This window comes from Bradyrhizobium sp. USDA 223 (assembly GCF_044909005.1).
In the GTDB taxonomy this organism is placed as follows: Bacteria; Pseudomonadota; Alphaproteobacteria; order Rhizobiales; family Xanthobacteraceae; genus Bradyrhizobium; species Bradyrhizobium yuanmingense.
Genome location: NZ_JBIYDR010000001.1, coordinates 1,940,366 through 1,957,447, shown reverse-complemented (window position 1 = coordinate 1,957,447; position 17,082 = coordinate 1,940,366). Strand labels below are relative to the sequence as shown.

The 17,082-nt window shown below is 65.1% G+C and carries 20 protein-coding genes; 9 read left to right on the top strand and 11 right to left on the bottom strand.

Translation table 11 applies throughout. The annotated features are described in order from the left end of the window. Positions 1-343: 343 nt before the first annotated feature. Both ABIA40_RS08895 and ABIA40_RS08890 read right to left on the bottom strand, forming a co-directional pair. Positions 344-1,717, bottom strand: coding sequence for a PleD family two-component system response regulator (locus ABIA40_RS08895; RefSeq protein ID WP_225152436.1), 1,374 nt, complete (start codon positions 1,715-1,717; stop codon positions 344-346). Between the two features lie 14 nt (positions 1,718-1,731). After that, positions 1,732-2,097, bottom strand: a complete 366-nt coding sequence (locus ABIA40_RS08890; RefSeq protein ID WP_008566616.1) for a response regulator — start codon at positions 2,095-2,097, stop codon at positions 1,732-1,734. Between the two features lie 242 nt (positions 2,098-2,339). Here ABIA40_RS08890 and ABIA40_RS08885 point away from each other — a divergent pair, with 242 nt between their 5' ends. Genes ABIA40_RS08885 through ABIA40_RS08875 form a run of 3 tightly spaced genes read left to right on the top strand, consistent with a single transcriptional unit; the run spans position 2,340 to position 4,359 of the window. Then, positions 2,340-2,651, top strand: coding sequence for a DUF3572 domain-containing protein (locus ABIA40_RS08885; protein WP_338122813.1), 312 nt, complete (start codon positions 2,340-2,342; stop codon positions 2,649-2,651). Continuing rightward, positions 2,648-3,952 carry a DNA polymerase IV gene (locus tag ABIA40_RS08880; protein WP_275498696.1) on the top strand — a complete coding sequence of 435 codons (1,305 nt, stop codon included), beginning with the start codon at positions 2,648-2,650 and terminating at the stop codon, positions 3,950-3,952. Before ABIA40_RS08885 ends, ABIA40_RS08880 begins: the two co-directional genes overlap by 4 nt. Then, a complete protein-coding gene (locus ABIA40_RS08875) occupies positions 3,952-4,359 on the top strand; it encodes an ACT domain-containing protein (RefSeq protein ID WP_157286641.1) in 408 nt (135 codons plus the stop codon). Before ABIA40_RS08880 ends, ABIA40_RS08875 begins: the two co-directional genes overlap by 1 nt. 101 nt (positions 4,360-4,460) lie before the next feature. Here the strand turns inward: ABIA40_RS08875 and ABIA40_RS08870 are convergent, their stop codons facing one another. After that, positions 4,461-4,862 carry a RidA family protein gene (locus tag ABIA40_RS08870; RefSeq protein ID WP_018646938.1) on the bottom strand — a complete coding sequence of 134 codons (402 nt, stop codon included), beginning with the start codon at positions 4,860-4,862 and terminating at the stop codon, positions 4,461-4,463. Positions 4,863-5,080: 218 nt separating this feature from the next. Beyond that, positions 5,081-5,926: a cell envelope integrity EipB family protein gene (locus tag ABIA40_RS08865; RefSeq protein ID WP_271538180.1), complete on the bottom strand. Its 846-nt coding sequence runs from the start codon at positions 5,924-5,926 to the stop codon at positions 5,081-5,083. A gap of 229 nt (positions 5,927-6,155) precedes the next feature. On the opposite strand from ABIA40_RS08865, the gene ABIA40_RS08860 reads away from it, so the two are divergent. From ABIA40_RS08860 to ABIA40_RS08845, 4 genes are all read left to right on the top strand, one after another. Continuing rightward, complete coding sequence (locus ABIA40_RS08860; protein WP_404540645.1) at positions 6,156-6,623, top strand: RidA family protein; 468 nt, start codon at positions 6,156-6,158, stop codon at positions 6,621-6,623. A gap of 6 nt (positions 6,624-6,629) precedes the next feature. After that, positions 6,630-7,376, top strand: a complete 747-nt coding sequence (locus ABIA40_RS08855; protein ID WP_404540642.1) for a glycerophosphodiester phosphodiesterase — start codon at positions 6,630-6,632, stop codon at positions 7,374-7,376. Between the two features lie 200 nt (positions 7,377-7,576). Then, positions 7,577-8,818 carry a GNAT family N-acetyltransferase gene (locus tag ABIA40_RS08850; protein WP_404540640.1) on the top strand — a complete coding sequence of 414 codons (1,242 nt, stop codon included), beginning with the start codon at positions 7,577-7,579 and terminating at the stop codon, positions 8,816-8,818. Positions 8,819-8,871: 53 nt separating this feature from the next. After that, positions 8,872-9,297, top strand: coding sequence for an HIT family protein (locus ABIA40_RS08845; RefSeq protein WP_275510156.1), 426 nt, complete (start codon positions 8,872-8,874; stop codon positions 9,295-9,297). 121 nt (positions 9,298-9,418) lie between these two features. Here the strand turns inward: ABIA40_RS08845 and tsaA are convergent, their stop codons facing one another. From tsaA to ABIA40_RS08825, 4 genes are all read right to left on the bottom strand, one after another. Next, positions 9,419-9,910, bottom strand: coding sequence for a tRNA (N6-threonylcarbamoyladenosine(37)-N6)-methyltransferase TrmO (gene tsaA, locus ABIA40_RS08840; protein ID WP_275510157.1), 492 nt, complete (start codon positions 9,908-9,910; stop codon positions 9,419-9,421). 32 nt (positions 9,911-9,942) lie between these two features. Continuing rightward, positions 9,943-10,293: an AzlD domain-containing protein gene (locus ABIA40_RS08835; protein WP_404540637.1), complete on the bottom strand. Its 351-nt coding sequence runs from the start codon at positions 10,291-10,293 to the stop codon at positions 9,943-9,945. After that, the gene (locus ABIA40_RS08830; protein ID WP_036039333.1) at positions 10,290-11,030 is read right to left on the bottom strand and encodes an AzlC family ABC transporter permease; all 741 of its coding nucleotides are present in this window, start codon (positions 11,028-11,030) and stop codon (positions 10,290-10,292) included. The genes ABIA40_RS08835 and ABIA40_RS08830 overlap by 4 nt, the downstream gene beginning before the upstream one ends. Positions 11,031-11,246: 216 nt before the next feature. Then, a complete protein-coding gene (locus ABIA40_RS08825; RefSeq protein WP_271538193.1) occupies positions 11,247-12,200 on the bottom strand; it encodes a lytic transglycosylase domain-containing protein in 954 nt (317 codons plus the stop codon). A gap of 88 nt (positions 12,201-12,288) precedes the next feature. Here ABIA40_RS08825 and ABIA40_RS08820 point away from each other — a divergent pair, with 88 nt between their 5' ends. Next, positions 12,289-12,927, top strand: coding sequence for an HAD family hydrolase (locus ABIA40_RS08820; protein ID WP_271538195.1), 639 nt, complete (start codon positions 12,289-12,291; stop codon positions 12,925-12,927). On the opposite strand, the gene ABIA40_RS08815 is transcribed toward ABIA40_RS08820, so the two are convergent. Then, the gene (locus ABIA40_RS08815) at positions 12,924-13,964 is read right to left on the bottom strand and encodes a phenylacetaldoxime dehydratase family protein (RefSeq protein WP_271538197.1); all 1,041 of its coding nucleotides are present in this window, start codon (positions 13,962-13,964) and stop codon (positions 12,924-12,926) included. The genes ABIA40_RS08820 and ABIA40_RS08815 overlap by 4 nt on opposite strands. 29 nt (positions 13,965-13,993) lie before the next feature. Beyond that, positions 13,994-15,010 carry a carbon-nitrogen hydrolase family protein gene (locus ABIA40_RS08810; RefSeq protein ID WP_404540633.1) on the bottom strand — a complete coding sequence of 339 codons (1,017 nt, stop codon included), beginning with the start codon at positions 15,008-15,010 and terminating at the stop codon, positions 13,994-13,996. 194 nt (positions 15,011-15,204) lie between these two features. Between ABIA40_RS08810 and ABIA40_RS08805 the strand changes: the two genes are divergently transcribed. Then, positions 15,205-16,161 (top strand): helix-turn-helix domain-containing protein, encoded by a 957-nt coding sequence (locus ABIA40_RS08805; RefSeq protein WP_404540630.1) that lies wholly within the window; start codon positions 15,205-15,207, stop codon positions 16,159-16,161. Positions 16,162-16,166: 5 nt separating this feature from the next. On the opposite strand, the gene ABIA40_RS08800 is transcribed toward ABIA40_RS08805, so the two are convergent. Further along, positions 16,167-17,069: an amino acid ABC transporter substrate-binding protein gene (locus ABIA40_RS08800; RefSeq protein ID WP_271538203.1), complete on the bottom strand. Its 903-nt coding sequence runs from the start codon at positions 17,067-17,069 to the stop codon at positions 16,167-16,169. Positions 17,070-17,082: the final 13 nt, after the last annotated feature.

Sequence of the window (17,082 nt, the reverse complement as noted above, 5' to 3'; positions counted from 1 at the left end):
CTCTCGCCTGATCGCTCGCTGTCATCACCCGCGAAAGCGGGTGATCCAGTATTCCAGAGACAGTGAGGCTAGACCCGAGAAGCTGCGGCGTACTGGATTCCCCGCTCCAGTGCGCGACTGCGCACAAGGCGGAGAATGACACCGGAATTTGCGGAGGAAGCGCGGGCGCCTGACTACCCGTCAGGACCATTTCGCGACCCTACCAATATGCTCCTGTTTTGCCCGACGGGTCAAATGACGCTGCCGCCGGCGCAAGCCAACTCGCCACCCGCGTAACCCATTGATCCGGCTCGCACCGGCTACTGTGCATGGGGTTGTTTTCGCAACTTTGCGCGGACGGCCCTTACGCTGCGTGCGACACCACGCGATTGCGGCCGTCGTGCTTGGCGCGGTAGAGCGCGGTGTCGGCGCGCTTGAGGACGTCGGCGACGGCCTCGCCCTTGCGCTCCAGCGTGGTGAGGCCGATCGAGATCGTGACCTCGATGCGCTTGGCACCCTTGTGGATCGCGAACGGCTCGCCCGCGATCGAGCGGCGAAGGCGCTCGGCGACCATGCCGGCGACGTGGAGATCCGTCTCCGGCATCACGATGACGAATTCCTCGCCGCCGTAGCGGCAGGCGAGATCAATGCCGCGGATCGATTTGCGCACCCGCACCGCGAACTCGCGCAGCACGTCGTCGCCGGCATCGTGGCCGTAATTGTCGTTGATCGACTTGAAATAGTCGATGTCCAGGATCATCAGCGCCAGCGGCTTGCCGCGGGTCGCGGCCTGCTCGGCGAGCGTCGCCAGATGGCTCTCCATGTAGCGGCGATTGTGCAGGCCGGTCAGCGCGTCGGTGATCGCCATCTCGATCGAGTTCTGCACATTGTCGCGCAAATGATCGGTGTAACGGCGGCGGCGAATCTGGGTGCGGGCGCGCGCCAAGAGCTCGGTCTTGTCGATCGGACGCAGCAGGTAGTCGTTGACGCCGATCTCGAGGCCGCGCAGCAGCCGCGTCGAGTTCTCGGGGTCGGCGATGGCCAGGATCGGCACGTGCCGCGTGCGCTCCAGCGAGCGCGCCTGGCTGCACAGGCGCAGGCCGTCGAAATTGTTGAGGTCGAGCGAGACGATCAGGAGGTCGTAATTGCCTTCGGCGGCGTGGAACAGCGCCTCCGTCGGGTTCGGCTCGACGTCGATGGTGTGCTCGGCAGCGAGGATCGTCGCCAGCCGCTCGTAGGAGGACTGGCGGTCGTCGACCAGGAGGATGCGGCCGCCCTTGCCGGTGTCGGCGATCGCACTGCGCTCGGGCGCCTGCATGCCGATCTCGAGCGAGGTGATGGCGCGCATGCGCAGCTCATCCGTCATCATCTTCAGCCGCGTCAGCGAGCGCACCCGCGCGATCAGCACGACGTCGGAGACGGGTTTGGTCAGGAAGTCGTCGGCACCGGCCTCGAGCCCGCGGTTGCGGTCGGCGGGGCTGTCGAGCGCGGTGACCATCACCACCGGGATGTGATGCGTAGCCGGATCGGTCTTGAGGCGGCGGCAGACCTCGAAGCCGTCCATGTCGGGCATCATCACGTCGAGCAGGATGATGTCGCATTCGGCACGCCTTGAGATCGCGAGCGCCTCGGTGCCGTTCGCAGCGGTCATCACGTCGAAATATTCGGCGGAAAGGCGGGCCTCTAACAGCTTGACGTTGGCGGGAACGTCATCGACGACCAGGATACGCGCGGACACTGTGAACTCACTTCCTATCCGATAAAACGCCGGACCGTCTCAATGAATTTGCCGACCGAGATCGGCTTGGACAAATAGGCTTCGCAGCCGCCCTCGCGGATGCGCTCTTCGTCGCCCTTCATCGCGAACGCCGTGACCGCGACAACGGGAATGGCACGCAGCTCCGGATCGTCCTTGATCCAGCGTGTCACCTCGAGGCCGGAGACCTGCGGCAGCTGGATGTCCATCAGCACGAGGTCGGGCCGCATCTTGCGCACGAGGTCGAGCGCCTCGTAGCCGTTGCTGGTGCCGGAGGTCTGGTACCCGTGCGCCTCCAACAGGTCGCGGAAGAGCTTCATGTTGAGCTCGTTGTCTTCCACGATCAGGACGGTCTTAGCCATCCCGCCCTCCTGATTGGTCCGAAGGACCGGTACATATGACGCCTCAGACGCCGCTTCCCGGCGTTTCGAAAACTGGATTCAAACTAGCCTCAGATTCGCTTGAGTTTCGTTAAACCCGAGGGTCCACTTTCTGCGATGTGGTTTCCAGTTGCTTGTCCGGGGCCGGAAGACTTGAGCACGAGACTCGGGCATGATGATTCCAAATTAGAGACCGAAAGTTAACGGAAAGGCAAACCGTCCCCGTGAAAAAGCCTGTTCACAACCCCCGCGAAGTCGCTGAAATCGTTGCGATTCAGGCCCTGTCCTTCGTCGCGGGCGAGCCTGAGCGGCTGGGCCTGTTCCTGGCCGAGACGGGGGTCGGTCCGGAGACCCTGCGCAACGCCGCCGCGAACCCGAATTTCCTCCTCAGCGTGCTCGATTTCGTGATGCGGGACGATGCTACCGTGAAGGCCTTTGCCAAGGCCGCGGAACTGCACCCGACCAACGTTGCCGCGGCGCGGCAGGTCCTCGGCGATGCGCTCGGCGACCCCTCCTGGGAGCGCGACGTGCCGTGAGCGTCCCAGAGCCGGCCGGGCCCCGCTGCTTCTGCCGGGATTGTCTGGCCGACCTCGACATGGGCGTACAGAACCTCGGCGTGCGGCGCTGCACGGCCTGCGGTTCCCCCCGCCTCGTCCGCCACCGCTCGCTCGCCGGCCTGACCATCGCCCATATCGACTGCGACGCCTTCTACGCGACGGTCGAGAAGCGCGACAACCCTGACATCGCCGACAAGCCTGTCATCATCGGCGGGGGCAAGCGCGGCGTGGTGTCGGCGGCCTGCTACATCGCGCGCACCTATGGCGTTCGCTCGGCGATGCCGATGTTCAAGGCATTGGAAGCCTGCCCGCATGCGACCGTGATCCGCCCGGATATGGCAAAGTACGTCCGGGTCGGCCGCGAGGTCCGCCAGGCCATGCAGGCGCTGACGCCGCTAGTCGAGCCGCTCTCGATCGACGAGGCCTTCCTCGATCTCTCCGGCACCGAGCGCGTGCACGGCATGATCCCCGCCAAGGTGCTGGCGCGCTTTGCCCGCGACGTCGAGCGCGACATCGGCATCACCGTCTCGGTCGGCCTGTCCTGCAACAAGTTCCTGGCCAAGATCGCCTCCGACCTCGACAAGCCCAGAGGCTTTGCCGCGCTCGACCAGGAGGAAGCGCGGTTGATGCTGGCGGAAAAGCCGGTCGGCTTCATCTTCGGCGTCGGTCCCGCGACGCAGGAACGCCTGGTGCAGCGCGGCTTCCGCATCATCGCCGATCTGCAGAAGGCCGACGAGATCGAGATGATGCGGCAATTTCCGAGCGAGGGCCGCAGGCTGTGGCGGCTCGCACGCGGCATCGACGACCGCCGCGTCGAGCCTGACCGCGGCGCCAAGACGATCTCCAGCGAGACGACGTTCGAGACCGATATCCGCGATTTCGCGACGCTGGAGAAGATCCTGTGGCGGCTCTGCGAGAAGACGTCGTCGCGCCTGAAGAGCAGCGAGCTCGCCGGCTCCACCGTGACGCTGAAGTTGAAGACCGCCGATTTCCGCCAGCGCACGCGCTCGCAATCGATCGCCGCCCCGACGCAGCTGGCCGCGAAGATCTTCTCGATCTGCCGCGAGATGCTGGCCAAGGAAATCGACGGCACCGCCTTCCGCCTGATGGGCGCCGGCGTCAGCGCGCTGCGCGAGGGCTCCGCGATCGACGACACCGACATGCTCGACCGCCGCGCCGCCCACGCCGAACGCGCGGTCGACAGCCTGCGCAAGAAGTTCGGCAGCGCCGCGGTGATCCGCGGCATTGCCTATCAGGGCCCGGAGAAGGCGCAGGAGTGATGACGGGCGAACGCGATCTCAATGCGCTGCTGAGACAGATGAAGCCGGAGCTGCGACCGGGCACCTTCGCATTTTGCACGATCGCGGCAGACGAGATTATTCCCGCAGCAGTCGATCCGCTCCTGATCTTCCGCGAGCAGGAGAGCACAACGGTCGTAGCACCGCTGGAGGATGCCGAACGGGCGGGACTGCGCTACGAATTCGCCTCACGCCTGATCACGCTCACGGTTCACTCCGCGCTCGATGCCGTCGGCTTCCTGGCGGCAATCACGGCGCGCCTCGCCGACGCCGGCATCAGCGTGAATGCCGTGTCGGCGTTCCACCACGACCATCTCTTCGTACCCGTTGGCCGTGCGGATGAGGCGATAGCCGTTCTGCAAGAGCTGTCGGAGGCGAAGCACTCATAGCACCTGTAGCCCGGATGGAGCGCAGCGCAATCCGGGACAGTGCTCCGTGGCGACAGGCTTCCCGGATTACGCTTGCGCTTCATCCGGGGTACAGGAAAACCTCAATCCGCAACCGCGACCGCCTCGATCTCGATCAGCCATTCCGGCGCAGCGAGCGCGGAGACGCCGACAAGCGTCGAGGCCGGCGGCTCCATGCCTTCGAAGAAGGCCGAACGGGCTTTGCCGATGATGGGGCGCAGCTCCGGCTTGTAGTTCACCACGAAGGTCGTGATCTTGACGATGTTGGAATAGCTTGCCCCCGCGGCCTTCAGCGCGAGGCCGAGATTCTGCATCACCTGCGTCGTCTGCGCGGCGATATCGCCCTCGCCGACGATCCGCCCCTCCTCGTCGGTCGAGACCTGGCCGGAAATGTAGATCGTGCGCGCGCCCGTCGCGGTGACGACGTGGGAATAGGCTGGATTGTGATGCAGGCCGCTGGGGCGGAGATGGTCGAGCTTCGGCATGGGCTGGCTCCCCGAGTTTGTGGTTGTGAGGGAGCGTAGCGGGAGAGTGTGACGAGAGCTAGCCCTGTCACGGTGAAGCGGCGAAGAGGCATCTTGTAGGGTGGGCAAAGGCGCCCTTGCGCCGTGCCCACCATCTTTCATCACTCGCGCCTCGAAGTGGTGGGCACGCTACGCTTTGCCCACCCTACGGGCACTGCGCGCGCGGAGAGCTCTGTGCCTCAATTACAGGGCTTGCTGTCCTTCACGTCGAACTTGCCCATGGCGCCGGAGATGACGAAATCGTTGTAGTCGAGCATGAGCTGGCGCGAGACGCCGTTCTCGTAGAGCTCGAACGCCATCGCATAGACCGGCGTCTGCTCGCCCTCCTTCTGCTGGGCGTCGCGGTCGAAATAGCTGACGGTGACCGGCCAGCGCTTGAGCGACTTCATGTGCTCGTCCGCAGTCGACGGATCGGACGAGGTGGCGCGGTCGGCGGGGATCGGCTGACCGATCACGGTCAGCGTGTTGTAGACCTTCTGGCCGTCATCGGAGCCGTCATAGACGGAGAGTTCGAGCAGCGATTTGCCTTGCCTCGCCGCTGCGATGATGCGCTGGATCTGCTCGGTCGGGAACACGATCTTGCCGTCGAGCGTGAACGTCTTCGGCGCCGGAAGCTTCAGCTTGACGTTGATGTGGTCGCCGTCGCGCTCGGCAGAGCCGTCGACGCGGCCGGCATCCGTCTCGTTCATGCGCGTCTCGATCTTGAAACGGTAGCTCTTGCCCGCGGCATCCTCCCAGGAGTTGGAGCGGAGGTCGCTGAGCGTGACCTTGCCCTCGCCGCTGTCGAGCTCGGAGACCTGGCGGAATTCCGAGGTATAGCCTTCACAGGCGTTCCCCGTGAAATTGTAGAGGATCCGGCCGCGGGCGCTATTGACCGAATTGGTGCGCGATTTGACGAGGCGGAGGTCATAGAGCGCCTGGTGCGCAAGAAACGGACCGTTGGCGGCCTGGGCTTCGCCGCCAAGGCCAACACTGGCTGCGGCGAGCGCCATCACACCGAGCGAAGTCCGGAAAAGGTGCAACATGTCTGTTCCCTGAGGAAAGCGCAGATTCGACATTTTAATGACCGTTCCATTGCGCCGCAACTGAGGCCGTACACGTAAAATTGCCCCTCCACGTTGAACCTGCTGCCCCCCAACACAATGCGCCCCCCTCCGGTTGCTTGCATGTGGCGGCACGATGGGCGAAACAGGGCGCGCCCGGCCATCCAGGGGACGCGCCGGAGCGAAGGATTTTTGGACAACGAGGTCGGACATGGCGGGCACGGTCGAGCAGAAACTGGCGGAGCAAGGCATCAAGCTGCACGAGGCCCCCTCCCCCGTCGCCAACTATGTGCCCTTCATGCGCACGGGCAACCTCCTGTTCGTCTCCGGCCAGGTCTGCTTCGACCCCGCCGGCAAGCTGATCGCCAAGGGCAAGCTGGGCGCCGGCGTCTCGATCGAGGACGGCGCCGCAGCCGCGCGCGGCTGCGCCGTCAACCTGCTGGCCCAGGTCAAGGCGGCGCTCGGCGATCTCGACAAGGTCGTGCGCGTGGTGCGCCTCGGCGGCTTCATCAACTCGGCCCCCGATTTCCTGGATGGGCCGAAGGTGCTCAACGGCGCCTCCGACCTGATGGTTGCCGCCTTCGGGGACAAGGGCCGCCACGCCCGCACCACCGTCGGCGTCGCCTCGCTGCCCGCGGATGCGGCGGTCGAGGTCGAAGGCGTGTTCGAGGTCGCCTGACGCCAAATGCGCGCTCCAGATTGGCTGACAGCGCGGCCGGTCGCCCATCGCGGCCTGCATGACATTTCGCGCGGCATCGTCGAGAACATGCCGGGTGCGGTGCAGGCTGCGATTGCTGGTAATTTTGCGATCGAGGTCGATATCCAGCTCTCGATCGACGGCGAGGCCATGGTCCATCACGACCATGCCCTGGGCCGACTCACCGAGGCCACCGGCGAGGTTATCGCAAAGACTGCGACCGAGCTGAAGGCCGTCAGGTTCAAGGACACCGACGAGCGGATGATGTCGCTCGCCGACCTCTGCGCCATGGTCGCCGGACGTGTGCCCCTGGTGATCGAGGTGAAGAGCCATTTCGGTGGCGATCGCAAGCTGGTGAAGCGGATGGCCGAGGTGTTGGCCTCGTATGACGGCCCCGCCGTCGGCATGTCCTTCGATCCCGACCAGGTGCTGGCGCTGCGTGACCTGTTGCCCAACCGTCCGCGCGGCATCGTCGCGCAGCGGAGCTATGAGGACGAGTACTGGGCCAACCTCACCCAAGAACAGCGCGACAGCATGCTGTACCTGCGCCACGGCTTGCAGACCCGGCCGCATTTCGTCGCCTTCAAGGTCGACCACCTGCCGGCCCCCGCCCCCTGGATCGCCCGCAACCTGTTCGGCTGCGCCCTGCTCGGCTGGACCGTCCGCACCCCGGAGCAGCGGAGCCGGGTCGAGCGGTATGCGGACCAGATGATCTTCGAGGGGTTCGTGCCGTAGCACCTCGCGTGTCCCGGACAAGCTGCAACGCTTCAGCGTTGCGGCGCAGAGCCGGGCCCCATCTCTCCGCGAGCGCGCTGCCACATGGGCCCCGGCTCTGCAGCGCACCGCTGAAGGAGTGCTGCGCCGCGTCCGGGGCACGAGACCTGTGTTCCCCCGCCCTCTTGAAGTCGCTGCTGCAATGCACGATCTTGGGCACGATGGCATCATCGGAAATCACGCTCGAGGCCGTACCTTCGATTGGCGACGTGTCACCGGAGGATTGGGACGCCTGCGCCAATCCCGGCGGACGGTGCAACGGGGCTGGCGCCGGAACCTTATCCGCTCTTCCAAGCGATTCCCTCGACCTCTCAAGACCCGCCTATAACCCGTTCGTCTCCCACGCCTTTCTCTCTGCGGCCGAGAAATCGGGCTCGGCCACGATCCGGACTGGCTGGGGACCTCGGCATCTGGTCGCCAAGCTCGGCGGCCGCGTGGCTGGCGTCGTGCCCTGCTATCTGAAATCGCACAGCCAGGGCGAGTACGTCTTCGACCGCGGCTGGGCGGACGCCTATGAGCGCGCCGGCGGACGCTACTATCCGAAGCTCCAGGTCTCGGTTCCCTTCACGCCGGCCACGGGGCCGCGGCTGCTGGTGCGCGACGGCATCGATCGCGAGCGCATCAATGAGGCGCTGGCGAGCGGGCTCATCGCGCTGTGCGGCGTCAGCAAGGCCTCCTCCGTTCACGTCACCTTCGCGCGGGAGTCGGAATGGAAGCTGCTCGCCGAGCACGGCTTCCTCCAGCGCACCGACCAGCAGTTCCACTGGCACAATGAGGGCTTTGCGAGCTTCGACGACTTCCTGGCGACGTTGAACTCGCGCCACCGCAAGTCGATCAAGCGCGAGCGGCGCGATGCCCTTGCGGCCGGCATCACGATCCATTGGCTCACCGGCAAGGACATCACCGAGGATGCCTGGGATGCCTTCTTCGCATTCTACATGGAGACCGGCTCGCGCAAATGGGGTCGGCCGTATCTGACGCGCGAGTTCTTCTCGCTGATCGGCGAGACCATGAACGAGGACGTGCTGCTGGTGATGGCCCGCCGCAACAATCGCTGGATTGCGGGCGCGATCAACTTCATCGGCTCGGACACGCTGTTCGGCCGCAATTGGGGCGCGGTCGAGCATCACCCGTTCCTGCATTTCGAGGTCTGCTACTACCAGGCGATCGATTTCGCGATCAAGCGCGGCCTCAAACACGTCGAGGCCGGCGCGCAGGGCGAGCACAAGATCGCGCGCGGCTACCTGCCGCGCACCACGCATTCCGCCCACTTCATCGCCGATCCTGGCCTGCGCCGCGCCATCGACGATTACCTCAGGCGCGAGCGCGCCTATGTTGCGGAAGCCGGACGAGAGCTCGCCGAGCTCGGCCCGTTCCGCAAAGGGGCCGACGAGGCGCCTTGACGCCTCGCCACGGCTGGTGACAGTAAGCGCAAATCGTCCGAGGAGCCGCCGCCATGACCGCCTACGACAGCAACAACATCTTCGCAAAGATCCTGCGCGGCGAACTGCCCTGCTACAAGGTGTACGAGGACGAGCACGTCTTCGCCTTCCTCGACATCATGCCGCGGGTGCCCGGTCACACGCTGGTGATCCCGAAGGCCCCTGCCCGCAACATCCTCGACATTAAGCCCGACGATTACGCCCATGTCGCCCGCGGCGCGCACAAGATCGCGGCCGCCGCGATGAAGGCGTTCGACGCCGACGGCATCACCGTGCAGCAGTTCAACGAGCCTGCCGGCGGACAGGTGGTGTTTCACCTGCACATGCACGTGATGCCGCGCCACGACGGCGTCGCCATGTTGCCGCCGGCGAGCCGCAAGGAAGACGACAAGGTGCTGCAAGAACACGCGGCGAAGCTGATGGCGGCGTTGAAGGGATAGCCGGCGCTGCATCCTCGTCATTGCGAGGAGCTCTTGCGACGAAGCAATCCAGACTGCCTCGGTGGAGGGATTCTGGATTGCTTCGCTGCGCTCGCAATGACGGGGTTAGAGCGGAGGCCCCTCACTCCGTCTCGAAATCACCCTTTTGCGGCGCGGCCAGCGGCGTGAACTCGCAGCGGTCGGGCTTGATGTCGATCAGCGGCGTGTTGTCGATGCAATCGAGGCCGCGCACCAGGATGGCATTGCCATCGATGCCGACCAGCTTGACGATCGAGGTGCCGATCGGATTGGGCCGCACCGGCGAGCGCAGCGAAAACGTGCCGCGGGTCTTCTCGTTGTTCTTCGGGCTCTGCAGGATGATGTCGCGGCGCGACTTGTCGAGCCAGTACAGGACCTCGAGATTGCTGTAGAAATCGACGCCCTTGATCGCGGGCACGAACGGCTCGAAGATCTCGAGCCGGCAGATCGGGCCATCGTGACGTCCCTGCCGCGGCGTCTCCAGCCGCGACGACCAGGGCGTGCGGATACGACCGATGAAGACGAGGCCGGCATCTTGCGTCGGCGGCAGCTCGATGGCGACCTCGCCCTCGCGGAGCTCCTGTTCGCGAACCATATGTCCTGTTCCCTGGCTGTTCGCTGGCGGTTTTAGCCCAACCACCACTTGCCGGCCAGCATGAAGACCTCGCCCGTGACCACGCCCGCGAAGATCGAACGGCGGGTCAGCAGGAAAACGACGAGCCCGGCACCGACCGCGCCATAGCGCAGGACGTCAGGCACGCTGGCCAGCGCGCCCGGTGGCTGGATCACGATCTGGGCGATGACGCCGGCCAGGATCGCGGTGGCGACCGCCCTGACCCAGACCAGCAGCTCCGAGCCCTCGTCGATACCACCGCCGAACCACAAGCCCAGCATACGCCAAATCTGGTTGGGAATGACGCCGGCGACGAACAGCACCGCCAGCGCGTGCCAGTCGCCGATCGCTTGCGCAAAGCTCATGCGCGCACCTCCCGCCACCAGTGCACGCCATAAGCGATCGTCCCGGCGACCACGCCGCTGACGAGGATGTCGAGACCGGAGTTCATCTTCGCCGCCAGAGGATAGAGCACGATGCCCAGCACGAGCGCGACGACATCGGCGACCTCGCGGCTGTTGCGCGCGGTCGAGAACAGGAACGACAGCGGCGTCAACAGCAGGATCGCCGCACCAAGCGTCTGCGTCAGGTTGGCGGCGAGGAAATAGCCGACGATATTGGCGACGAGGCACACGGAGACGAGCCCGCAGCCGAGCCCGTGGACGAAGGCGATCCGCCGTTCGCGCGGCACCTGCGGCAGGAAGCGATGGCATTCGACCCACAGCGTCACTGCAGTGAGATGCGCGGCGAAAATCAGCTCGCGCCGCTTGGTCGTGGGTGTGCGCATCAGCGGCAGCACAGAGACCACCATCGGAAACAGGCGGATGGCACTGACGGTCACCGCGATTGCCGACTGGATGATGGTGGCGCCCGAGCCGAGCGTGGTGATCAGGATGATCTGCGCCGGACCTGCCCAGACGAACAGCGTCGAGCACAATGCCCAGAGCAGGCTGAAATGGGTGTCGTGAGCGAGCGCACCGATGCCGAGATAGGTCACGAACAGCACGATGGTGAGGATCGTCTGCGTGATCGAGCGCAGTCCCCACGCGAAGGCGCGCCAGGGACTATTCCATTGCGGTGAATCGAGCGGAGGAAGCGCCACGGAAGCTTTGGCCGGTGAGGAATCGTGCCGGCATAACGGGCGAGACGGGGGCGCGCGTCAAGGAAGGGTGCGGCGGGGCTGGCATGCGTGACACACCCACCGCCGTCATTCCGGGCGCGCCACTTGGCGCGAACCCGGAATCCATCAGGCCACAGAAATCGCTGACGATGGATTCCGGGTTCGCGACTTCGTCGCGCCCCGGAATGACAGCTTATCCTACCCCGCCACACCCCTGTTCCTCAGCACGAAGCACGCCCCGCCCGCCTTGCGGATGCGGTTGCACAGATCATCAGCCTCGGCGCGCGTATCCGTGCCGATGCGGACCTGATAGAACGCGCGTGTGCCGCGGCTGCGCATCACCGAGGAGAGCAGGCTCGGATCACGCTCGCCGATCACGGTGCTCAGTTTCGTCACGGCCCGGGAATACATCGTCAGCGCCCTGTTGCGGTCGAAGCCGGCCGCGAGCTGGACGCCCCAGATCTTTGCGGCTGCAAGCTCGACATGCTGCTCGAGCTCGGCGACGAACGGATTGGGAGCACGCTTGAGCAGCGCCATCAGATCACGGCAGCTCGTCGGGGGTGAGCTGGGCGGTCCCTTGCCGGTGCTCCCCGCCTTGGCCCAGGCATCGACACTGGTGCCGGTGATGGCATAGACGTAATTGCGGGTCTGCTCGGGCATCGGTCCGGTGCCGGCGAGCCATTCCTGCACCCGCCGAGGGCCGGCGTTGTAGGCGGCGGCGGCAAGGCCGAGATTGCCGAACTGGTTGCGCAGCTCATTCAGGAATTCGGCCGACTTCGGCAAGGCCTGCACCGGATTGAACGGATCGAGCAGCCCGCGCTCGCTGGCAGTGCCCGGCATGAACTGCGCGATCCCTTGCGCATGTTGGCCGCTGCGCGTCATGGGCCCGACCGCATCGGCCTGGAAGCGGCTTTCCTGCCAGATCACGCGCGCGAAGAATTCCAGCGGCAGGCTATTGTCGCGCGCGGCCGCCTCCACGATCAGGCAGATCGACTCCCGCGTGTCGCTCTCGCGCGCGTCGTTCGGTTTCTCCGGCGGCCTCTCGGGTTCCTCGGCCTTCGGAGGCGCATCGATGGGGGGCGCCTCCTCTGCAAGCGCCGGCGACTGCACGAGGACCTGGCACAAGACAGCAATGACCCGAGCTATTCGCATGGCATCGACGTAACAGGACAAATCGGACCTTGACTTGGAACCAGAGCCAACTAGCAACAGACGGCAGTATCAACACCGGTCCCGCCCGATGGTGACAATCTTTTTTGATCTCGACGGCACGCTGACGAACCCGAAGCCCGGGATCACCCGCTCGATCCAATATGCGCTGGAACGGCTCGGCGTTCCCGTGCCGAGCGAGGACGAACTGACCTGGTGCATCGGCCCTCCGCTGCTTGCCAGCCTGCGAAAGCTCACCGGAGCCGATGAGCTCGCCGACCGCGCACTGCTGCTCTATCGCGAGCGCTTCAGCGATATCGGCCTGTTCGAGAACGAGGCTTACAGCGGAATTACGGACACGTTATCTTCGCTCGCAGCGACACGTCAGCGCATGTTCGTGGCGACCAGCAAGCCCGCCGTCTACGCCAGCCGCATCGTCGATCATTTCGGGTTGAAGCCGTATTTCGAACGCGTGTTCGGATCCGAGCTCGACGGCACGCGCGTCGACAAGCGCGACCTGCTCCGCTACGCGCTCGATGAGGCCAGGGTCGATGGGAACAGCGCGATCATGATCGGCGACCGCAGCCACGACGTGGTCGGCGCCCGCACCAACGGAATGACCGCCATCGGCGTGCTCTACGGCTATGGCAGCGAGACCGAGCTGCGAGAGGCCGGCGCGCATCACATCTGCGCGGCACATCCCGAGCTGCTCGGCCATTGCGTCGCTTAGGTGCTGACCGTTTCGACCGCAGCAAGCATACCCGTCTTCGAGTGACAGTTCAGATATTCGAAGAACTGTTCATCGGCGGCTGCCACCGTCACCTCGTGATAGAGCCGCAGCTTGGCTGACGGCCCGAGCGTCGACAGATATTTCATAGCCGCGCCGAAGATCTTGACGTGAGTCGGATGCGACTCCGCCCAGCGTTCGAGCGCGGCGAGGCTCTTCCACCAGCTCTGACCGTAGGACTTTTCGCTCGCGCTGCCGTCGGCCGTCAGCACCTGCATGTAGCGGTTGGCATAGCAGCCAATCGCGAGGCCATCATCGCGCAGAAAATCCATGCCCTCGCGTAGCACCGGTTCGACGTCGTCGAGATAGAGCTTTCGCTCGGATGCTTCCGTATCGCTCCAGTCCTGCCCGGACCGGATCAGGCAGAGATTATCGTGCGCCACGACTCTCAGCCGCGCGCCGTCGCGGATCAGCCCTAGAGTCCCCGCGGGCGCCATGGCATCGGTCTGTGATTGCGGGATGCGATCGCGCATGCCGCCCCAATAGGCGTGCTCCTGCACCTCACCGCTCATGCCCTCCGCAACGACGGCGATACCTTCGGGCCGATCGGGCGAGGAGAACAGCGTCTCGTGACGGGTCACAATGGGACGCAACACCTCGATGAAGGTACCGATGCCTTCGCGCTGCCGCCCGGTCCACATCTCGCGAGCTCGCGCGAACCAGGCATCAAAGCGCGCGAGATTGTCCCAATAAGCGACTGTGACAACATTCTCGGAGCCGGACTGATCGGCATAACGCGCACGGTCCCAATGTGACGGGCCGCCATCCATTGCGAACAATCCTGCGAGTTCTTTCGACGCGTCAATTGCTGCCGCCGGTGCCGCACCGCCATACTGAACACCGAAATAGGCCATCACGACCCGGCTGACCGAAGGCTTGTAGCGCGCCACGAAGGACGGATATGGCGGCTGGTAATCGTCCGGCACGCGCTTGTGGCGCGTGCGTGGGGTTTCGAGATGCGCAGGAATTGCTGATTCCATGGCCGGATCCTCTCCCGTGATCGCGGCGATCAGCTTGCCGCCGCGGCAATGTCCATAGGCTCGACGGTGTCGACCGGCAGCGCGAACTGCTCGACCCGCTGGTACCGCTTCTTGTTGAGCAGCAGCCGTGTGACGTCGGGCCGCGAATAATGGCCTGCGGGATCGGCGGCATTCTTGGCAACGCCGATGGCGCCGAGATCGATCTCTGCGATCAGCAGGCCTTCCTGATCGGGCGCCAGCTTGTCCCCGATCTGACTGCCGTCGGGGCCGTAGATGGCCGCAAAGCCGCCGCCCGCATGCAGCAACGCATTCTTGTCCGGCCGGTCGCAGAGCTCGTCGATCATGGCCTGCGAGACGGTGGCGCAAGGCGCGAGCACGAAACAGGAGCCTTCCACCGCATAGACGCGCGAAGCCGCGTTGTTGACCTCGGCCCCTAATGCCGGCGCGAAGGGATCGTAGAGCGAGAAGCTCGGCCAGGCCGCGACATGGACCTGCTCGTTCTGAGCGTACATCGCGTATTTCGACAGCGGCTGCAGATGCTCCCAGCAGCACAGCGCGCCGAGCCGGCCGATGTCGGGCCGCGCATGCACGGCAAGGTCGCTGCCGTCGCCTTCGCCATAGACCGTGCGCTCGGCATGGGTCGGCCGCAGCTTGCGGCGCTTTGCGATGGTCTCGCCATCGGGGCCGATCAGCCATTGCGCGAGGTAAAGGCTGCCGCCATCGCGCTCGGACAGGCCGATCACGGCGGTGAGCTTTGCCTTGCGCACGGCCTCGCGCAGGCGCTCGGCCTGTGGGCTGTCATAGGACAGCGAGTTGTCGAAATAGCGCTGCACGAAGCCCCGCCCGATCGCCCAGGCCGGGGAATCCAGCCAGATGTGCCAGGGGTAGCCGGGGATGAAAGCTTCCGGAAAGGCGATCAGCTTGGCGCCCTTTTCCGCGGCCTCCCCGATCAGCGCAATCGACTTGTCAATCGAAGCGTCGAGATCGAGCCAGGCCGGAGCCGCCTGCACCACCGCAACCTTGTATTTCGGATGTTCGATGCCCATTGCCGCCTCCATTGCCGGTTGATCGCAAGCCACGTCCGATGCAGTCTATTTGGCCAAGCCGGGCGGCCAGGCGCTCGACCACGGCGGAACAAAAACTCGACTGGAAGGGATCGCCCGGTACGGAATTTGCCTCCGGTCAGGCTCGATCTGCGCCAACATGCGGTTTTGCAGGATGTGAAAGGGAGGCTGTCCTGATGCCAATCCAGTTCACGACAGACGGCAGTCCCGGCTACCGGCGGCTCGCGCTCTGGCAGGACATCGTCTGCGACGTCTTCGTCGGGCTCGACTGCAAGTCCGACCTCGGCAGCGCCTTTCATGGCTCGGTCACGCAGGCCTCGCTCGGCAAGGCCGTGTGCTCCGAGGTCTGCTCGGACCGCCAGCACGTCTTCCGCACACCGTCGCGCATCGCGCGCTCGGATCAGGACTTCGTCCTCGTCGCGCTCGGCAACCGCGGCAACGGTGGCGTTGCGCAGGACGGCCGCGAGACCGTGATCCACCCTGGCGAGTTCGCGATCTACGACACAACGCGCCCGTACGAGCTGAAGTTCAACGACAGTTTTACGCAGACCATCTTCAAGGTCCCACGCGAGATGCTGCAGCGGCGGCTCGGCGGCACCGAGACGCTGACCGCAATGTCATTTGGCGTCGACGCACCGCTCGAGCGGCTCGCCTATGATTTCATTGTCCGGCTCTGCCAGAATGCGGATAGCTTGGCTCCGGATACGGCCACGGCGCTGTCGGAGCAGGCAGTTGATCTGCTCGCGATGGCGTTGAGCGAGCGGCTCGGCAAGTCACCGCTGCCGTCCTCGACCCACCGCTCGGCCCTGCTCTACCGAGTGAAGGCGCACATCCGCGCGCACCTCGCCGATCCCGATCTCTCGGTCGCTGAGACCGCAGCCGCGCTCGGCATCTCCCCGCGCTATGTCAACGATCTTCTCGCAGACGAGGACACCTCCTTCCAGCGTCATGTCCTTGCCGAACGCCTCGCCCGATGTCGGAGGGATCTCGCCTCGCCTCTGCTCGCCCATCGCCACATCAGCGAAATCGCCTTCGCCTGGGGCTTCAACGACCTCTCGCATTTCGGCCGCGTCTTCCGCGATCATTTCGGGATGTCGCCGCGCGACTTCAGGCAGAGCCAGTTGCGGCATTGACGCTCCTACGGCGCGAGCGTTTCGCTCGGTGAGGCGACGCGGGCCTTCATCGCCTCGCTCATGGGAAGCCGGAGGTTCTGTCCCTTCGGCGGAATCGGCGCCTCGAACCATTTGGCATAGAGCTTGTCGAACGCGCCGGAGGCCATGTTCTCCTTGATCGCGGTGTCGACCAAGGCCTTGAACTCGGGATCTTCCCGACGGGTCATCAATCCGTAGTAGGACGGCGCATAGGTCGCGCCCAGCATCCGGAAGGCCTTCGGATCGGACGCGTTCGCGACGAGCCCGGCGATCAGGATGTCGTCCTCGAACCACGCCGCGGCGCGGCCCGTTCCCAGCATCAGCAGGGACTCGGCGTGATCCTTGGCCTGGATGATCGTCACGTTCAGTTTCTGCTCGCCGAGAACCTGCTTTGCGACCGCAACGTTCAACGAGCCCTGCGTGATGACGACCGTCTGCCCGTCGAGGCCCTTCGGCTCCATCACCCGCGACGCCGCAGACACCAGCCAGCGCGGTGATGCCACATAGGTCGCAACGGAGAACGAAACCTGCTTCTGACGTTCGGCAGTGTTGGTCGTGCTGCCGCACTCGACGTCGATGGTGCCGTTCTGGAGCAGCGGGATGCGATTGGACGCATTCACCGGGACATAGTCGATCCCCAGCTCCGGCCGCTGCAGCACGATCCTGATCTTGTCGGCCACCGCGGAGCAGAGATCGAGCGAGAGCCCGATCGGCTTCTGGTCCGATCCGAGATAGGCGAATGGGATGGAAGCCTCCCGATAGCCGAGGCTGATCTTGCCGACCTCTCTGATCTTGTCGAGGGTTGGGCTGGCCGCTTGCGCCGTCGGAACGTCCAACAGCGCAAGCGAAAGTACGGCCAGGGCAAGCGTCGGCGCGTGTCTGCGGATCATGTCGGCCTCCGGA